This window comes from Streptomyces sp. NPDC006798 (assembly GCF_040635975.1).
GTDB lineage: Bacteria > Actinomycetota > Actinomycetes > Streptomycetales > Streptomycetaceae > Streptomyces.
Map to the genome: position 1 here is coordinate 1 of NZ_JBEYIS010000059.1, position 15,176 is coordinate 15,176.

General features: G+C 72.5%; 14 protein-coding genes. 10 read left to right on the top strand and 4 right to left on the bottom strand.

Annotated elements, in window-relative coordinates:
* Positions 1 to 105: 105 nt before the first annotated feature.
* Complete coding sequence (locus tag ABZ714_RS29445) at positions 106 to 1,314, bottom strand: transposase (RefSeq protein WP_358828395.1); 1,209 nt, start codon at positions 1,312 to 1,314, stop codon at positions 106 to 108.
* Positions 1,315 to 1,668: 354 nt separating this feature from the next.
* Between ABZ714_RS29445 and ABZ714_RS29450 the strand changes: the two genes are divergently transcribed.
* Together ABZ714_RS29450 and ABZ714_RS29455 are read left to right on the top strand one after the other, a co-directional pair.
* Positions 1,669 to 1,827, top strand: a complete 159-nt coding sequence (locus tag ABZ714_RS29450) for a hypothetical protein (RefSeq protein WP_358828396.1) — start codon at positions 1,669 to 1,671, stop codon at positions 1,825 to 1,827.
* Positions 1,828 to 1,902: 75 nt separating this feature from the next.
* On the top strand, positions 1,903 to 2,598 hold the full coding sequence (locus tag ABZ714_RS29455; RefSeq protein WP_358828397.1) for an LmbU family transcriptional regulator: 696 nt from the start codon (positions 1,903 to 1,905) through the stop codon (positions 2,596 to 2,598).
* A 295-nt stretch (positions 2,599 to 2,893) separates the two neighbouring features.
* Here the strand turns inward: ABZ714_RS29455 and ABZ714_RS29460 are convergent, their stop codons facing one another.
* On the bottom strand, positions 2,894 to 4,459 hold the full coding sequence (locus tag ABZ714_RS29460; RefSeq protein ID WP_358828398.1) for an FAD-dependent monooxygenase: 1,566 nt from the start codon (positions 4,457 to 4,459) through the stop codon (positions 2,894 to 2,896).
* Between the two features lie 338 nt (positions 4,460 to 4,797).
* Between ABZ714_RS29460 and fabG the strand changes: the two genes are divergently transcribed.
* The 3 genes from fabG to ABZ714_RS29475 all read left to right on the top strand — a co-directional run bounded on the left by fabG (position 4,798) and on the right by ABZ714_RS29475 (position 7,377).
* Complete coding sequence (fabG, locus tag ABZ714_RS29465; RefSeq protein ID WP_358828399.1) at positions 4,798 to 5,583, top strand: 3-oxoacyl-ACP reductase FabG; 786 nt, start codon at positions 4,798 to 4,800, stop codon at positions 5,581 to 5,583.
* 156 nt (positions 5,584 to 5,739) lie between these two features.
* The gene (locus ABZ714_RS29470) at positions 5,740 to 6,171 is read left to right on the top strand and encodes an SgcJ/EcaC family oxidoreductase (RefSeq protein ID WP_358828400.1); all 432 of its coding nucleotides are present in this window, start codon (positions 5,740 to 5,742) and stop codon (positions 6,169 to 6,171) included.
* A gap of 243 nt (positions 6,172 to 6,414) precedes the next feature.
* Complete coding sequence (locus ABZ714_RS29475; RefSeq protein ID WP_358828401.1) at positions 6,415 to 7,377, top strand: helix-turn-helix domain-containing protein; 963 nt, start codon at positions 6,415 to 6,417, stop codon at positions 7,375 to 7,377.
* Between the two features lie 281 nt (positions 7,378 to 7,658).
* On the opposite strand, the gene ABZ714_RS29480 is transcribed toward ABZ714_RS29475, so the two are convergent.
* A complete protein-coding gene (locus ABZ714_RS29480; RefSeq protein ID WP_358828402.1) occupies positions 7,659 to 9,005 on the bottom strand; it encodes a hypothetical protein in 1,347 nt (448 codons plus the stop codon).
* 477 nt (positions 9,006 to 9,482) lie between these two features.
* On the opposite strand from ABZ714_RS29480, the gene ABZ714_RS29485 reads away from it, so the two are divergent.
* Complete coding sequence (locus ABZ714_RS29485) at positions 9,483 to 10,184, top strand: hypothetical protein (RefSeq protein ID WP_358828403.1); 702 nt, start codon at positions 9,483 to 9,485, stop codon at positions 10,182 to 10,184.
* Positions 10,185 to 10,313: 129 nt separating this feature from the next.
* The gene (locus ABZ714_RS29490; RefSeq protein ID WP_358828404.1) at positions 10,314 to 11,693 is read left to right on the top strand and encodes a diacylglycerol kinase family protein; all 1,380 of its coding nucleotides are present in this window, start codon (positions 10,314 to 10,316) and stop codon (positions 11,691 to 11,693) included.
* A 60-nt stretch (positions 11,694 to 11,753) separates the two neighbouring features.
* On the opposite strand, the gene ABZ714_RS29495 is transcribed toward ABZ714_RS29490, so the two are convergent.
* Positions 11,754 to 12,221, bottom strand: coding sequence for a helix-turn-helix domain-containing protein (locus tag ABZ714_RS29495; RefSeq protein ID WP_358828405.1), 468 nt, complete (start codon positions 12,219 to 12,221; stop codon positions 11,754 to 11,756).
* 93 nt (positions 12,222 to 12,314) lie between these two features.
* Here ABZ714_RS29495 and ABZ714_RS29500 point away from each other — a divergent pair, with 93 nt between their 5' ends.
* The 3 genes from ABZ714_RS29500 to ABZ714_RS29510 all read left to right on the top strand — a co-directional run bounded on the left by ABZ714_RS29500 (position 12,315) and on the right by ABZ714_RS29510 (position 15,141).
* Positions 12,315 to 13,553 (top strand): MFS transporter, encoded by a 1,239-nt coding sequence (locus ABZ714_RS29500; RefSeq protein WP_358828430.1) that lies wholly within the window; start codon positions 12,315 to 12,317, stop codon positions 13,551 to 13,553.
* A gap of 156 nt (positions 13,554 to 13,709) precedes the next feature.
* The gene (locus ABZ714_RS29505) at positions 13,710 to 14,033 is read left to right on the top strand and encodes a hypothetical protein (protein ID WP_358828406.1); all 324 of its coding nucleotides are present in this window, start codon (positions 13,710 to 13,712) and stop codon (positions 14,031 to 14,033) included.
* A 226-nt stretch (positions 14,034 to 14,259) separates the two neighbouring features.
* Positions 14,260 to 15,141: an ABC transporter substrate-binding protein gene (locus ABZ714_RS29510; protein ID WP_358828407.1), complete on the top strand. Its 882-nt coding sequence runs from the start codon at positions 14,260 to 14,262 to the stop codon at positions 15,139 to 15,141.
* Positions 15,142 to 15,176: the final 35 nt, after the last annotated feature.

Sequence of the window (15,176 nt, forward strand, 5' to 3'; positions counted from 1 at the left end):
CGCCTCGCGGGCCCCGGCCGCGCCCGCCGCCCCCCGCCGCCCCCCCCGACCCACCACGGGCACCGCGGTCCCCGGTGCCGGATCCCGGCGCCCGGCGCGGCGGCGTCACGGTGCTGATACGCCGGACCACTGGCGGGGCGCCCGGACGGCGGTCCTGGGCGGCCGCGCGGAGTGGTAGATGCGCCGCTGCCGGATCTCGGGCGGCGGGGTGAGCCGCCGGTAGGCGTGCGCGGCGGAGACCAGGGCCATGTGGTGGTACCAGCCGGGCAGGGAGCGGCCCTCGAAGTCGAGCAGCCCGAACTCGCGGGCCATGGTGTCGACGGAGGCCGCGGTGGCGGCCCGCAGTCCGGTGAGCGACGCGACCTCGCCCAGGGGCCGGGCGGTGAGATTGGTCATCCACAGCGGGCCGGCGCGGCCGTCCGGCCGCGGCTCGGTGAAGAGGCGGTGGGGGCGCTCCGGCAGCCGGGTCGTCCCCGCGCCCGGGGGAGTGACCAGTGCCGACTGGACCCGGACCCGCTCCCGGCGGCCGTCCGCCGTCGTGACCGGCACGTCGTCGGGGGTGCCGCACGAGGACAGCAGGGACTTGGCCGTCACGAACTCCGGTGCTCCCGGGGGACGTTCGACGGCGAGCCGGACCCGCAGGGCCGGTGGTACGGCGATGACGAACTCGTACCCCCGGCGGCCCAGCGCGCGGAGGAACAGGCCCGCGTCCGGGCTGTCGCTCAGATCCGCCACGACGGGCGCGGGGGTGATGTCGTCATGGGCCGCGAGGGTGTCGACCAGTTCGAGCGCCTGGATCCACAGCGGGCGGTAGTGCACGGTGTCGGGGATGCGTACGCGCCGGCGCTGCCGGGGATCCTCGGTCCACTGCGTGGGCAGATGCAGCCGCCAGTCGACGGGTACCGGGGTTCCGCCGATACAGGTGAAGGCGCCGATACCGAGCTGGCAGTTGAGGGTCCGGCCGGAGAACGGGTCGAAGTAGCGGTGTACGCCGACGGACCGGTCGCCCCGCTTGGGGAGCACCGCGCGGCCGATCGTCCAGGCGGTCGCCGGACCGTGTCCCTCCGCCCAGCGGGTGAGTTCCCGCATGACCGGCCCCCAGTCCCAGGGGCTGATACAGATGAATTGACGCATCGACTGGGCGGCGGTGGGTGAGGCGGAGACGGTGTCGGCCATGCGGCGAACGGACTTCTTCCCTTGGGTGATGAGTAACCCGAGCAGGTAGGACTCCGCCCATCTTCGCTGGTCGGCCCTTCGCAGGCTACCGAACAGCGCTGCGGAGAAGGCAGTTAAGGAAGCGCTAAAATCTGACACTCCGTGCCCCCGTTGGTCTGAGTCGATACCGGGAAGTGGGGATTTCCCGTGCTGCCATGGAGATAGAAGCTAAGCGGAACCCGGCCGTCGCTCCATAGGCTCGCCGTGTCCGGGGCGCGGCGACGGGCCGGGGTCCCGGCCGTCCCGGTGGCCGGGCCGCGAAGTGCGGGGTAAGCGGTGCCTCCGCCGCAGGCGTCCCGGGATCCCGTCCGGTAAACCTCGAAAAGTAGTGACGGTCCTGACCATGATCCTTGCCCCCGCAGGAGTTCGCGCGGTCTACTCGGATAGGCGTTCGGAACGAGCCGCTTCGGTTGGGAAGTCGGCCTGAACCGTACCGCCTCAACGCTTCCGGTAATGGCTTCGGCGACCTATCGGATCGCGGGCGATGCGAACGGGGGAATGCTGATGTGCGGGTTCGACGGAGAAGGGGGCGATATGTTCGGTGTATATGGCATTTATATGCTGGGCGGTCATTGTCCGGATATCGCCGCGGCGTTCGCATCCGGGTTCTGACCCGATATCACTGCCGCAACTCCGCGGTCCTGAGAGTCATACCCCTGTCCAAGAGCTGCATATTCGCCTGGAGGTATGGTGACCAACCGTAACGGGGGCCCCGAGGGGGAGCAGCCCGCCCGGTTCCGCAGAAGCCCGCACCCGGCGCCGCGTACGTACCACGCGGTCGACGGCGAGCAGCGGCACGGCCGGGTGCTCACGACCAATGTGGGGCTCCAGATCCCCGCCGGGCTCGCCTTCGAGGAATGGGAGCGGGCCGGACGCCGGTTGTCGGGACTCGTGAACTCCTCTTCCTGGTGGCTCGGTGACTGGCTCGTGTACGGCAAGGACCACTACAGCGATCGTTACGAGCGGGGAATCCGCGCGGCCGGACTCCAGTACCAGACCCTGCGGAACTACGCCTGGGTGTCCCGGCGGTTCGACGTCGTCCGGCGGCGGGCGGGCCTGAGCTTCCAGCACCACGCCGAACTGGCCCCGCTGCCCGTGGAGGAACAGGACGCGTGGCTGGACCGGGCCGAACAGCTGGGCTGGACCACCAAGCAGCTGCGGGGGGCCATCCGGCTCGCCCGTGAGGACGCCGCCGACACCGGCCGCGAACCGGCGGCGGAGACCGAGCGCCCGGCCGAGCCGACCCGCCGGCTCGCGGTGCCCGACAGCCGGCTCCAGTGGTGGCACAAGGCCGCGGAGCAGACCGGGACCGACTTCGAACAGTGGGTCATGGCGACCCTCGACAACGCTGCCGAGCAGGTCCTGGAGGAGGCGCGAGCCTAGCGCTGTGACCGGAAGGTTCACCGGCCCGCGACGCCCCGCGCGGCGCTAGGGCGTGTCTGACGGATCTTGCCGGGCTCGCGGCCCTGGCACCGCTCCCCCTGGGCCCGGCGGCCCGGGAGGTACCCCCACGCCGCGTTGTCGTCGGTCGCCTACGGCCCCCTGCGCCTGGCGGCGCGGGTGGGGGCACCTCCCGGGCGGAGCCCAGGGGGCGTACCCCCACCGCGTGGACTCCCTCCTCCGCCTTGCGATCCACGGCACCCCGCTCGCTGATCCAGCCTGATCCGTCAGACACGCCCTAGAAGGTGTCCGGGCCGGGCCCCCGGGACGGGCCGATCGCGGCGTCCGGCAGGGCCGGTCCGAACCAGGTGGTGAGGGCGGCCCGGAGCGCCGGACCGCCGGGCCCGTCGCCGTCGCCGTCGTCGGCGGCCCAGGCGACATGGCCGTCGGGGCGGACGAGGAGAGCGGCGGGAGCGGGGATCCCGCCGACGCCGGGCACGGCCCAGTCGGAGTCCGTACTCCGCGCCTCGACCAGGTCGACCCGGTCGGCCCAGCCCCGGACGGCCGCCGCCGTCCCGGCGCCGGGACGCAGTTCCAGCAGTACGGGGCGGGCGGCGGCCAGCAGCTCGTACACCCGGGTGGTGCCGTCCGGTGTCTTGAGCCCGGCGTCGGGTACCCGGCGGCCCGTCAGGGCATGGCCGCCGCCTGCCGGATAGCGGATGTCGAGGGCCGTGAGCATATTCCGGAGGTACCGGTTGACGTCGTCGTAGACCATGATCGAGGCGAAGACGTCGCGCAGCGCCTCCGTCTGGGGGTCGGGGCGCCCCAGGGCCGACTGGGCCCGGGTGTTGCGGAGTACGGCCTCCGCGACGGGGTGCCGCTCGGTGTGATAGCTGTCCAGCAGGCTCTCCGGCGCCCGACCCCGGATCACGGCACCGAGCTTCCAGCCGAGGTTGACCGCGTCCTGCACTCCCAGGTTCAGCCCCTGGCCGCCCGCCGGGAAGTGGATATGGGCCGCGTCGCCCGCGAGCAGCACCCGGCCCGCCCGGTACCGGTCGGCCTGCCGCGCGGCGTCGTTGAACCGGGACACCCACCGGGGGGCACGCATCCCGTAATCGGTACCCGCGAGCCTGGTCAGCGACTGCCGGAGCTGTTCGAACGTCACGGGTGCGGTGCCGTCCGCGACCCGGTCGTACTCCGAGGTGATCACCCGGTGCCAGCCGGGCTCGAAGGCGATCGCCGAGAAGTTCCCGCCCGCCACCCGCCGCCCCCAGATGTACTCCTCGGGCAGGCCGGGGAGTTCGACGTCGCCGATCAGCGCCGTCATCGTGGCCGGAGTGCCGGGGAAGCCGATTCCCGCCAGCTTCCGGACCGTACTGCGCCCGCCGTCGCAGCCCACCAGATAGCGGGCGCGCAGCGCGGCCGGAGCCGTACCGGCCGGGTCGAGTCCGACCGTGACCCCGTTCGCGTCCTGGTCGATCCGGCTCACCCCGGCCGAGCGGTGGATCCGTACGCCCAGCTCCACCGCCCACTCCTCCAGCAGCCGCTCGACGGCGGGCTGAAGGATCATCAGCGGATAGGGATGCCGGGACTCGGACGGGTCGAACTCCAGATAGAGACCGGAGAAATGGCCGACCGGCTGGAGCTCCCCGGCCGCCAGGAAGCGGTCCAGGACGCCGCGCTGGTCCAGCACCTCCAGCGTGCGCGAGTGCAGCCCCCCGGCTCTGGTCTCGTCCGACCGCCGGGAAAGCCGCTCGGCCACCGTCACATCGGCGCCCGCCAGCCGTAGCTCGCAGGCGAGCATCAGTCCCGTCGGCCCGGCGCCCGCGATCACCACATCCGTGTCCGTGCCGGTCTGCCCCATGCCGCTTCCCCCTCGCTCCGAGCGCCTCCGCCGTCGTGGCGACACCGCCCACGTTCGGGTCGGTGCCACGGCGGTTCAAGAGGGCCGGGGTGCCGGGACGGCGGACCGCCACCGGGCTTGCCGTCCCGCCGGCGGGACAGCCGCCCGCCCGAGGCCCTCATGCCTCCGGACTCCGTGTGAGGAGCGCCACCCGAGGACCAATGGCTGGAAAGAGGGGGTTTGCGGCCGGTGCGGACGGTACGCGGCCGGTGCGGGGCGCGCGGCCCCTACCGTAATGATCACGACCGGGTTCGTAGTGGCGGGCCCGGGGACGACACGAGCGGGAGTGTGGGAGCGGGATGACGGGAACCGACTGGGGCAAGCGGTCCGTGGTGGTGACGGGTGCGACCCGAGGTATCGGACGGGGGATCGCCGAGCTGTTCGCGGCCCGGGGCGCGGCCGTCGCGATCACCGGCCGGGACGAGACCGGCGCCCGCCGGGCCGCCGGTGAACTCGCCGCCGCCACCGGCGGCCGGGTCACCGGGTTCGGCCTGGACCTGCGGGACCCGGACGCGATCGAGACGGTCGCGGCGGAGGCCGAACGGCGGCACGGACATGTGGACGTGGTCTGTGCCAATGCCGGGATCTTCCCCGGGAAGCCGCTGCGGGAGATGACGGCCGCCGATGTGGACGACGTCCTCACCGTGAATCTGCGCGGCTCGATCCTGGTGACGAAGGCGTTCCTGCCCGCGATCGAACGCGCCGGGCACGGCCGGATCGTGCTGACCTCCTCCATCACCGGCCCCCTCACCGGGTACCCCGGCTGGTCCCACTACGGGGCGAGCAAGGCCGGGCAGCTCGGTTTCCTGCGGAGCGCGGCGCTGGAGCTGGCACCCGCCGGGATCACGGTCAACGCCGTACTCCCCGGCAATGTGCGGACCGAGGGCCTGGACGGTCTGGGGAAGGACTATCTGGCCCGGATGACCGCCGCGATCCCCGTCGGCCGGATCGGCGAGACCGCGGATATCGCGCACGCGGTGCTCTTCCTCGCCTCCGACGAGGCCGCGTTCATCACCGGCCAGACCCTCACCGTCGACGGCGGGCAGACCCTCCCCGAGTCCCTGGAGTCCATCGCGGCGACCTGACCCCGGGCGCCGTGGACCGGTCCTGCCGACGGAGTGGGTCAACCCCGCCGTCCGGAAACGCGATTGACCTCAACCTTGGTCGAGGTTGTCGCATGGTGGTCGGCGGCGATGCCCGTCGCCCCGGACCCGCGTGGTCCGGAACCGGAGGGAGCGATCATGAGCGATGAGGTCCTCGTGGTGGGAACGGTGCCGCGGCGAACCCGGGAGGCGGTGTCCGCGGTGGTGAAGGCGCTGGAGGGGGCGTTCAACACCAAAGACCCGGTCGCACTGGGCGAACAGTTCTCCACCGACGCGTCCTGGACCAATGCCATGGGCGCCCGGCTGGACGGCCGGAAGGCCGTCACCGAATTCAGCGCCCCCGCTCTCAAGGGTTTTCTCAGCGACTCCTACGCCCGCTACGACATCGTCAAAGTCCTGGAGGTCGCGCCCGGGGTCGTCGCCGTCAACGTGGTCCAGACTCCCACCGACGCCGTGGGCGGTCCCGCCGGCGGTCCGTGGGGCTCGGCGCTCTATGTGATCGCCGAACGCCCCGACGGCTGGAAGATCGTGGCCGGACAGAACACGGCGGTGAACACCCCGGCGGCCTGACGCCCGGCGGGGCGCGTCATCGGGTGGAGGGCCCGTACCGGTGAGCCGGTGCGGGCCCTTGTCGCGCTGCCCGGCCCCCTTCCCCTGCCGCCGCACGGCGGGATCCGGCCGACCAGTGGCACGGGCTGATCCTCGCCGGCCGTGATAAGCCCGGCCGACTTACAATGATCATGACCATGCCCCCCTTGTCGCGGTTTGACCGGCCGCGAGGCAAGGGGCGCAGTATGAGGGGGAGACTCAGTCATGCGGTTAACCGTGTTCAGAGGCGAGGCGGTTCCCGTCCGGGAGAGATTCGACTCCTGGCGGACCCTGGTTCATTCAAGCCACGCGCCCGTCGACATCTGGACCGACGGAAACGACGACTTCCGCGCCACCCACCGGCTGCTGAACCTCGGCCCGGTCACGGTCTCGGAGTTGCACAGCACACCCGTCCGGACCCGGAGAACGTGCCGCCACATTCGTCAATCGGACCCCGAGCTGTACTTCCTGTCCTTCATCCGGGCAGGCGGGGCCGCCGTCCAGCAACACAGAACCCAAGGCACCGCGGAACCCGGGGAGACGCTGTTCTACAGCATGTCCCACGCACACGAGGGCAGGCTCGCGCCGGGGCGGCCGACCCAAATGGTGGAGCTGATCCTTCCCCGGGCGTCCCTTCCGGTGCCGTCCGCGCGACTGGACCGGCTGCTGGCCACCCGGCTGCCCGCCGGTACCGGACTCGGCGCCCTGCTGCGGGACATGGTGGCACGGATATCCGACGACCCGTCGGTCAGCGACCCCGTCAACGCCCCCGTACTCGGCCGTACCGTCGTCGATCTGACCACCAGTTACCTGGCCCGGGCCGCCGCCGTGGAGCTGCCGCCCGACGCTCTTCCGAACGCCTTGTTGTTCCGGATTCGGGGCTTCATCGAAAGGAATCTGGCCGACCCGGACCTCACCCCGTCCTCGATCGCCGAGGCGCACCACATCTCCCTGCGCACCCTGCACCGGCTCTTCCGGACCACCGGGGTCACCGTCGCGGCCCAGATCCGCGAAGCCCGGCTGGAGCGGGCCCGGCTGGCGCTGGCCGACCCGGCCCTGCGGGCCGTCCCGATCCGGGAGATCGCGGTCTCCTGCGGCTTCCCGCGCCCGGCGGAGTTCACCCGCGCCTACCGGGCCCGGTTCGGCCGGCCTCCCAGCGACTGCCGGACGGAGGGGGCTGCCGCCTGACACCGCCCGGTCCCGGAGTGCCGGGACCGGGCCGCGGGTTCCCCCCGCCTCCGTGATGGCACGCAGGCACAACAAAGCTGTCACCGGGTGCTAAGGGCATCACCACCCCCCGACGATCACTCTGTACATGTCACGGGGACGGGGCCCGGGGGGACCGCCGCACAGATCCGGTACTGCCCGGAAACGTCTCCGATTCCGCCCGCCGGGGGAGTGCTGCCGCCGGTGGGACGGGGTGGCCGGAAATCAGCCCGGCCCCACCGGGATCGCTCCGTGCCGATGTCTCAGGGCCGGCTGTCGAGCCAGGTCAGATCGTGTGCGTAGAGCACCCGCTGGCAGATCGGGGTACAGCCGGTCGTCAGCGGTGAGTACTCCGAGACGGACCAGAGCCGATTCTTGCCGCGCTCGATCGTGAGGGCTTCCGTACCGACCGCGGTCAGGACGGGTGAGCCGATGGTGGAGAGGGTGCCGTTGGTATTCCACTGGGCCCGGTAGAGACGGCCGGGGTTGGACCTGCCCTGGCTGACATTGATGTAAAGCTTGTTCGACTGCTCGATCGCCGCCACTCCCTGGACCTGGCCCCCGGGGACCGGGAGGTAGTTGCTCCAGCTCCGGGCGGGGACTTCCCCGGTCCGCAGGGCCAGGTCCGCCACCGGATAGGAGGCGATCCGCCCGGGCGAGGGGAGGGCCGCGGTGGGACGGCAGTACTCACCCATGATCAGCTGGTCGGGGACGGTGGAGCGGTCGAGCGTGAGATACGACGCCTTGGGCGCTCCGGTGGCGACACAGGCTTGCGAGACCTCGGGCTGCGGATTGGTCTGGGGAGCCTTGAACTTCCAGGCCGCCACCTGCGGGATCACATACCGGTAGCCGTAGCTGTACCAGACGTTGCCGTGCCGCCCGACCTTGGTCTTGTCCCGCACATCGGCGGTGGTCGGTACGCCGTCGGTGTCCGCGCCCATGGCGTCACGGGTGGCCGGGTTCCCGTCGGGGTCCAGATCCAGGATCTTCTGGACGTCGAAGACCCGGATGCCGTTACGGGTGTCGGCGACGTAGAGGTAGTCGCCGTACCAGACGATGCCACCGGCGTGCAGGCCCTCCTGGATCGGCGCGTCGTCCGAGGCCACCCCGTAGTACGAGATCCTGCCCGCGCTCACGGTGGTCCAGGCCAGCAGGGCGTGCTGGTACTTGACCTCGGTGACGGCCTGGGTGACGGGATCCCTGAGGGTCTTCACGAAGGTGACGCGTACGCCCTTCTGATTGCACGCGTCGTCGGCCGCCAGCTCGGTCGCCGTGCAGTCGGCCGTGGTGTTGTCGTTGTCGTTGTTGCGGCCCGGGTCCTCGGTGTCGTACGAGGTGAAGAGCTGGATGTCGCCCCCGGCGTTCCCCCAGGACTCGTTGAGCTTGGCGTCCGAGACTCCGGACACGCCCTGGGGGACCCACTCCTTGTCGACCGAGTCGACGTCGTCCAGACAGTACTTGACCTGGGGCTGGGGAGCCGTCGGGCCGAACGGGTCGCGGGCACAGCCGGGCTGGGCGGTACGGTCCGCCGACCCGATGGCGTTCGTCAGGGTCCGCTTGGGCAGGACCGACTCCAGCCGGGTGACCCGGGTGGCCGTCTCGGTGTTCATCGCACCCGCCACCAGAGTGTGGTCGGCCGGGTCCGCGACTCCGCCCGGCGCGGACCAGGCCCGGGTGCCCGAGGCGCGCAGCGGGCTCTCGGCGGACCGAGGGTCGTGTATACGGCTCTCGGACGGCTCGGATGCCGGGGGAGCCGGATCGGCCCGCACCGGTACCGCGAGCCCGGTGAGTACCAGAGCCGTGGCCAGACCGACCGTCAGACGCCGTCGGCGGTGGGATCCCGGTCTCCGGGGATTGCTCGTCAGTGATCTCAACTGTCGCATGTGGCGCAGATTTTCAGACCGCCTTCCGGGCGGACAAGACCGTTTTCGGAGGGTGGGCGGCGGACCGGTTTCCGGTACAATCCCGCCGGTCGGAGAGCCGCACGGCCCGTGCCGGACGTTGCCGAAGCTCTCCGGTGGAGCTGAGTATCCGTCTGAGTAGCGGTGCTCAGGACCCGGGCGGGCGCGCCCGGAAGGCTGACGGATATGCCGACGCCATCGCATCCGGGTCCGCCGCCGTATCCGCCGCCCCCGCTGTCCCCGCCGGGCGCCGCCGGACCGCCCGCGCGGTCCCGGAACCGCCGGAGCCGGATCGCCGTGATCACGGTCGCGCTGTGCGTGCTCAGCGCCGGGACGGCCGTCTGGTGGCTCACCCGCGACGACGGTTCCCCGCTCGCCGACCGGCCCCGGGTCGAGGACGAGAAGGCCGGGATCTCCTACGCGATCCCCGAGGGCTGGCGCGCGGAGCGGAAGGGGCTGATCGAAGCCTTCACCTCGGCGGTCGTCGGCCGGGGCTCCGAGGAATCCGACGGCGCCGGAACCGCTGACGGAACCGCCGGGGGCGAGGGCGGCGAGGGGGGCTCCCTGTTCGCGGGCCGGGCCGAAGCCGTGCCCGGAGCCGGTCTCCGGCGGGAGACCGAGCGGGCCGCCTCCTCGAACGCCGGTTTCTTCTGCCCCGACGGGCGCTCCGCGCTCCAGGAGTCGAAGGCGACGACGGTGGACGGCCGCCCGGCCCATACGGTGGTGGTGAAGGTGACCGGCACCGACTGCGGAAAACTCCACCTCCGGCTGAACGTCGTCTCGGTCGACGACAGCCGGTCCGCTTTCCTGCTGGGCGTCACGGACGACACCGGAGCCGGGAACAGCCGCCTGATCGACGACGTACTGGCGGATATGTCCCTCTCGTGACCCGATACCGCCGACCCGCCGACAGCCGTAGGGCCCGGAGGTCCCTCACCCGCGCAGCCCCCTCGGCGTGCTCCCCGGCCCGGCGGCGGGCAGATTGGCGGGACGGACGCGGCGAGAGGCGAGACACGGATGGGGCAGGACGAACGGGACGCCGGTGCGCGGGCCGGGCGCGGCCAGCCGTACGGCGAAGCCACGGCCGCCGGGCGCGGCGGTACGGCCTCCCGGCTGCTCGCCCGGCTCGCCCTGCTGGCGGCGGCGGGCGTGCTGGCGGTGCTGGTGACGGCGGTGGGCGAGGCAGGGCTGCTGATCGTGGTGGCCGCGCCGCTCGCGGTGGCCGGGTGTGCCGTCGGCGTCTGGTGGTTCCTGGCCTACCGGGGTCCCGTCCGGGTACTCGGGGCGGCCGTGGCGATCGCGGCGCCCGCCGTCGTCGTGGCGCTGCTCACCGTCGCCGGGCTCTGGCTCACGGCCCTGCTCCTGGCCGTGTGCTGGGCCGCGACCCTGAGCTGTGCCCGGGCGGCCCTGCGCCTGTCGTACCCCCGGAGGGCACGGCGGGTACGGCGGGCGGCCCGGCCCGGCCGCGCCGTACTGATCATGAACCCGAGGTCCGGGGGCGGAAAGGTGGACCAGTTCGGGCTGGCCGAACGGGCCGAGCGGCTGGGCGCGCGGGTGATCCGGCTCGACCCGGAGGCCCCGGCCGATGTCGCCGGGCTGGCCCGTACGGCGGTCGCCGGGGGAGCGGATCTGCTGGGCGTGGCGGGCGGTGACGGCACCCAGGCCCTGGTCGCGGCCGTGGCCGCCGACCACGATCTGCCGTTTCTGGTGATCCCGGCCGGAACCCGCAACCACTTCGCCCTCGATCTGGGCCTCGACCGCGCCGATCCCGGCCGTGCCCTGGACGCCCTGACCGACGGCGAGGAGGTACGCGTCGACCTCGGCACGGTCGACGGCCGCCCGTTCGTCAACACGGTCTCCTTCGGCGTCTACGCGGATGTCGTCCAGCGCCCCGAGTACCGCGACGCCAAAACGGGCACGGCGCTCGCCGCCATGCCCGATCTGCTGGTCGGCCCGGACGTCCGGCGGCTCGACGCGCGGGCGGACGACACGGACCTGTCGTCCCTTCAGGCGGTCCTCGTCAGCAACAACCCGTACACCTCGCCCGACGTACTCGGCGGTTCGGGCCGCAGACCCCGGCTGGACTCCGGTCTGCTGGGCGTCCTCGGGATCCGGGTGGAGGGCGCGGCCCAGGCCGCCGAACTGGCCGTCCGGGGCTCCCAGTCGACGGCGCTGACCGTACGGACCGCCCGGCGGGTGGAGGTGTCCGCCGACGCGGCCGAGATCCCCGTCGCCGTGGACGGCGAGGCGCTGCGGATGCCCACCCCCGTCGTCTGCGCGCTCCGCCCCGGCGCGCTGCGGGTCCTGGTGCCGCGCGACCGCGCGCCCGCCGCCGTACCCGCGCGGCCGGTGGACTGGCGGCGGCTGCTGCGGCTCGCGTTCGGCCGGTCCCCGTGACGGCAGGGCCCGGACGGGAAGCCGGACCGCCGGTGACCGTACCCGCGCGGCCGTCGTCCGTCAGCCGCCCCCGGGGGCGGCGGGGCCGGCCTTCCGTACGGTGGTGTCGCCGGGGGTGACCCGGCGTCCGTCCGAGGCCCGTACCTCCAGATCGCGCAGGGGCTGCTCCCGGCGGCGGTCGACCAGCTCCGAATGGGGTTCGCCCGGTTCGAAGAAGTGCTGCTCGCCCCACTGCCGCAGCGCCACCACGACCGGGAAGAGCGCCTCGCCCTTGGCGGTCAGCACGTACTCGCGATAGGCGCTGCCGTCGGACGCCGGGACGGTTTCGAGGACACCGCCCGCGACCAGGGCCCGCAGCCGGGCGGTGAGGATGTTCTTCGCCACGCCGAGGCCGCGCTGGAACTCGCCGAAACGGCGGCTCCCGTCGAAGGCGTCCCGCACGATCAGCAGGGACCACCAGTCGCCGATGGCGTCCACCGACCGGGCGACGGGGCAGTCACTGTCGTCGAAGCGCGTCCTGGCCACCATGGCGACCCCTCTCATGTCGGTTGCAACATGCTACCAGTGGGCGCTACGGTCGCCATTGGTAGCAAAATGAAACCAGATGGTGGGGGGATGCCGATGTCCGTCGACGAGAAGGCGGCGATACGAGGGGCCGGGACGCCGGGCGGTCCGCCCCGGGGGCTCGTCGCCCTGTTCGCCGTCGCCTGCGGGGCCGCGGTGGCCAATGTCTACTTCTCCCAGCCCCTCCTGGTGACCATGGGCCGGGATCTCGCCATGAGCCCGGCACTCGTCGGCGCCGTCGTCACGCTCACCCACACCGGATACGGGCTGGGCCTCTTCCTCCTCGTACCGCTCGGCGATCTGGTCGACCGCCGCCGGCTCGTCGTCGCCCAACTGCTCCTGCTCGTGGCCGCGCTGCTCGCGGTGGCCGCCGCCCCCACGGCGGCGGTCCTGCTCGCGGGCATGGCGGCGACCGGACTGCTCGCGGTCGTCACCCAGACCCTGGTGGCCTTCGCCGCCTCCCTGGCCCCGCCCGCCGGACGCGGCCGGGTCGTCGGCCTGGTCACCAGCGGTGTCGTCATCGGAATCCTGCTCGCCAGAACCGTCTCGGGTCTCGTCGCCGATCTCGCGGGCTGGCGCGCCGTCTATCTCGTATCGGCGGCCCTGACAGCGCTGCTCGCCCTGGTCCTGTACCGCGCGGTGCCACGCGACCGGGGCGCCCCGGCGGCGGCACCGGGCTACGGCCGCCTGCTGCGTTCCACGGTCACCCTCTTCGCCCGGGAACCGCTGTTCCGGCTCCGGGCCCTCTACGGGCTGCTGGTCTTCGCCGCCTTCAGCACCCTGTGGAGCGGGGTCGCGCTGCCGCTCAGCGAGCCCCCGTATCAGTTCTCGCACACCGCCATCGGGGCGCTGGGCCTGATCGGGGCCGCGGGCGCCCTCGCCGCGACCGCGGCGGGACGGCTGGCCGACCGGGGTTACGCCGGAGCGACCACCGGCACCGGTCTCGCCCTGCTGCTCCTCTCCTGGCTGCCCCTGGCGTTCACCCCCGACAGCCTGTGGGCGCTGGCCGCCGGGGTGATCCTGCTCGATCTCGCCGTCCAGGCGGTCCATGTCACCAACCAGACCGTGATCTACGCGCTCCGGCCGGACGCGGGCAGCCGGCTCATCGGCGGCTACATGATCTGCTACGCGATCGGCAGCGCCACCGGCGCCCTCACCGCGACGTCCCTCCACGCGGTCGCCGGATGGGGTGCCGTCTGCGCGGCGGGCGCCGTCTTCAGCTTCCTCGGACTGGCCGTATGGGCGGGTGCGCGGCGAACGGCCCGGGGCGCGGGGCCCGGGCCGCGGACATCCTGAGGCGACCCGGTGTGACCCGAACCCGCGCGGCGGGCACCGGGGCTCCGTAACGGGGCTGTCACACACCCCCGCCGACGGTATGGGGCCGCCCGTCCGCCGGGAAGGACGTACGGGACAAGGCGTGGAAAACGCTCCGAGGTCCCGGGAAGGGGATACATGGCAAGAGCGACAGGGCGGACGGTGGCGGTCCTCGCGGCGGCGGGGGCGCTGGTCCTCGGAACGACGACCGGCGCGTCCGCCGCCACCGGCACCTTCGTCTACCACACCCAGCCGGGCAATGTGGCGCACACCCTGACCGACCCGTCGGAGAGCCGGTGCTACCCGGTGGGCCGCGGCGCGCAGGGGCGGGTCGACAACAACACCGACCGCCGGGCGGTCCTCTACGCGGAGAAGAACTGCCGCAACGCCACGGCCGAGGAGCTGGAACCCGGACAGTGGGTCGCCGACGCCGTCTTCATGTCGGTGAAGTTCACTCCCTGAGCGGGGGCGGTACGGCACCCCGGCCGGGCGGCCGGGGTGCCGTCGCGTGCCCGGAGGCGGTCCGAGGTGCGAGGCCAGGGGTGCGGCACCGGGTGCGCGGCCGGGGGAGCGGAGCCGTACCTAAATCGATGCTCAGCCGCGAATGACGTCATCATCTTCCGTTTCCGCCCGGCCGACTGCCAGCATCTGCGCAAGTCACCCCGTGTGGAGAAAAACTGGAGGATCCATGGCAAACCGGAGACGCGCCCGCTCCCTCGCGGCCCTGGCGCTGGTCGCCCTGCTGACCGTCTCCTGCGGACGCTCCGAACAGGGCGGCGGCAGCTCCGCCGCGGACCCCGCCGCCTCGGGCAGGAGCGCCGCCGAACTGGTCCCGGCGGACATCCGGAAGAAGGGCGTACTGCGGGTCGCCACCGCCGTCGGCTATCCGCCCATGGAGATGTACAAGCCGGGGACGACCGAGCTGACCGGGGTCGATCCCGATCTGGCCCGGGCCGTCGCCGACCGGCTCGGCCTGAAGCTCGAACTCACCAACGCCGCCTTCGACGGGCTGATCCCCGGACTCCAGTCGGGCCGGTTCGATCTGGTGATGTCCTCGATGACCGACAGCCCCGAGCGGCGCAAGGCCGTCGACTTCGTCGACTACTTCCGGACCGGGGGCGTGGTGATGACCAAGAAGGGGAACCCGGAGGGGATCACCTCCTTGGAGGACCTCTGCGGCAAGGCCGTCGTCCTCGCCAAGGGCAGCTCCAACCTCGCGATCGGCCAGAAGCAGAACGCCGAGTGCGCCGAGAAGATGAGGATCTCGCAGAGCGAGGACGCGCCGACGGGGCTGCTCCAGCTCGACAGCGGCCGGGCCGTGGCCACCATCGTGGACTATCCGGTCGCCGCGATGTTCGTGAAGGAGAAGGGGGTCTACGAGGCCCTGCCGACGCAGTACGGCTCCGCTCCCTGGGGCATCGCCGTCGCCAAGGACGACTCCGGACTGCGCGACGCCGTCCAGAAGGCCCTCCAGGGGCTGATCGACGACGGCGGCTACCGGAAGATCCTCGACTCCTACGGCGTCGGCGGCAGCGCCGTCCCGAAGGCCACCGTCAACGACGGCGCCTGAGCGGGAGAACACCATGACCCAGCTCCGAAAAAACG

Excerpts from the sequence above, each read along its gene's own strand:
- fabG (WP_358828399.1), top strand. The coding sequence starts at position 4,798 with ATGACGGGAACCGACTGGGGCAAGCGGTCCGTGGTGGTGACGGGTGCG.
- ABZ714_RS29500 (WP_358828430.1), top strand. The coding sequence starts at position 12,315 with ATGTCCGTCGACGAGAAGGCGGCGATACGAGGGGCCGGGACGCCGGGC.
- ABZ714_RS29470 (WP_358828400.1), top strand. The coding sequence starts at position 5,740 with ATGAGCGATGAGGTCCTCGTGGTGGGAACGGTGCCGCGGCGAACCCGG.
- ABZ714_RS29510 (WP_358828407.1), top strand. The coding sequence starts at position 14,260 with ATGGCAAACCGGAGACGCGCCCGCTCCCTCGCGGCCCTGGCGCTGGTC.
- ABZ714_RS29455 (WP_358828397.1), top strand. The coding sequence starts at position 1,903 with ATGGTGACCAACCGTAACGGGGGCCCCGAGGGGGAGCAGCCCGCCCGG.
- ABZ714_RS29475 (WP_358828401.1), top strand. The coding sequence starts at position 6,415 with ATGCGGTTAACCGTGTTCAGAGGCGAGGCGGTTCCCGTCCGGGAGAGA.
- ABZ714_RS29450 (WP_358828396.1), top strand. The coding sequence starts at position 1,669 with ATGGCTTCGGCGACCTATCGGATCGCGGGCGATGCGAACGGGGGAATG.
- ABZ714_RS29505 (WP_358828406.1), top strand. The coding sequence starts at position 13,710 with ATGGCAAGAGCGACAGGGCGGACGGTGGCGGTCCTCGCGGCGGCGGGG.
- ABZ714_RS29485 (WP_358828403.1), top strand. The coding sequence starts at position 9,483 with ATGCCGACGCCATCGCATCCGGGTCCGCCGCCGTATCCGCCGCCCCCG.
- ABZ714_RS29495 (WP_358828405.1), bottom strand. The coding sequence starts at position 12,221 with ATGGTGGCCAGGACGCGCTTCGACGACAGTGACTGCCCCGTCGCCCGG.
- ABZ714_RS29480 (WP_358828402.1), bottom strand. The coding sequence starts at position 9,005 with ATGAACACCGAGACGGCCACCCGGGTCACCCGGCTGGAGTCGGTCCTG.
- ABZ714_RS29460 (WP_358828398.1), bottom strand. The coding sequence starts at position 4,459 with ATGGGGCAGACCGGCACGGACACGGATGTGGTGATCGCGGGCGCCGGG.
- ABZ714_RS29490 (WP_358828404.1), top strand. The coding sequence starts at position 10,314 with ATGGGGCAGGACGAACGGGACGCCGGTGCGCGGGCCGGGCGCGGCCAG.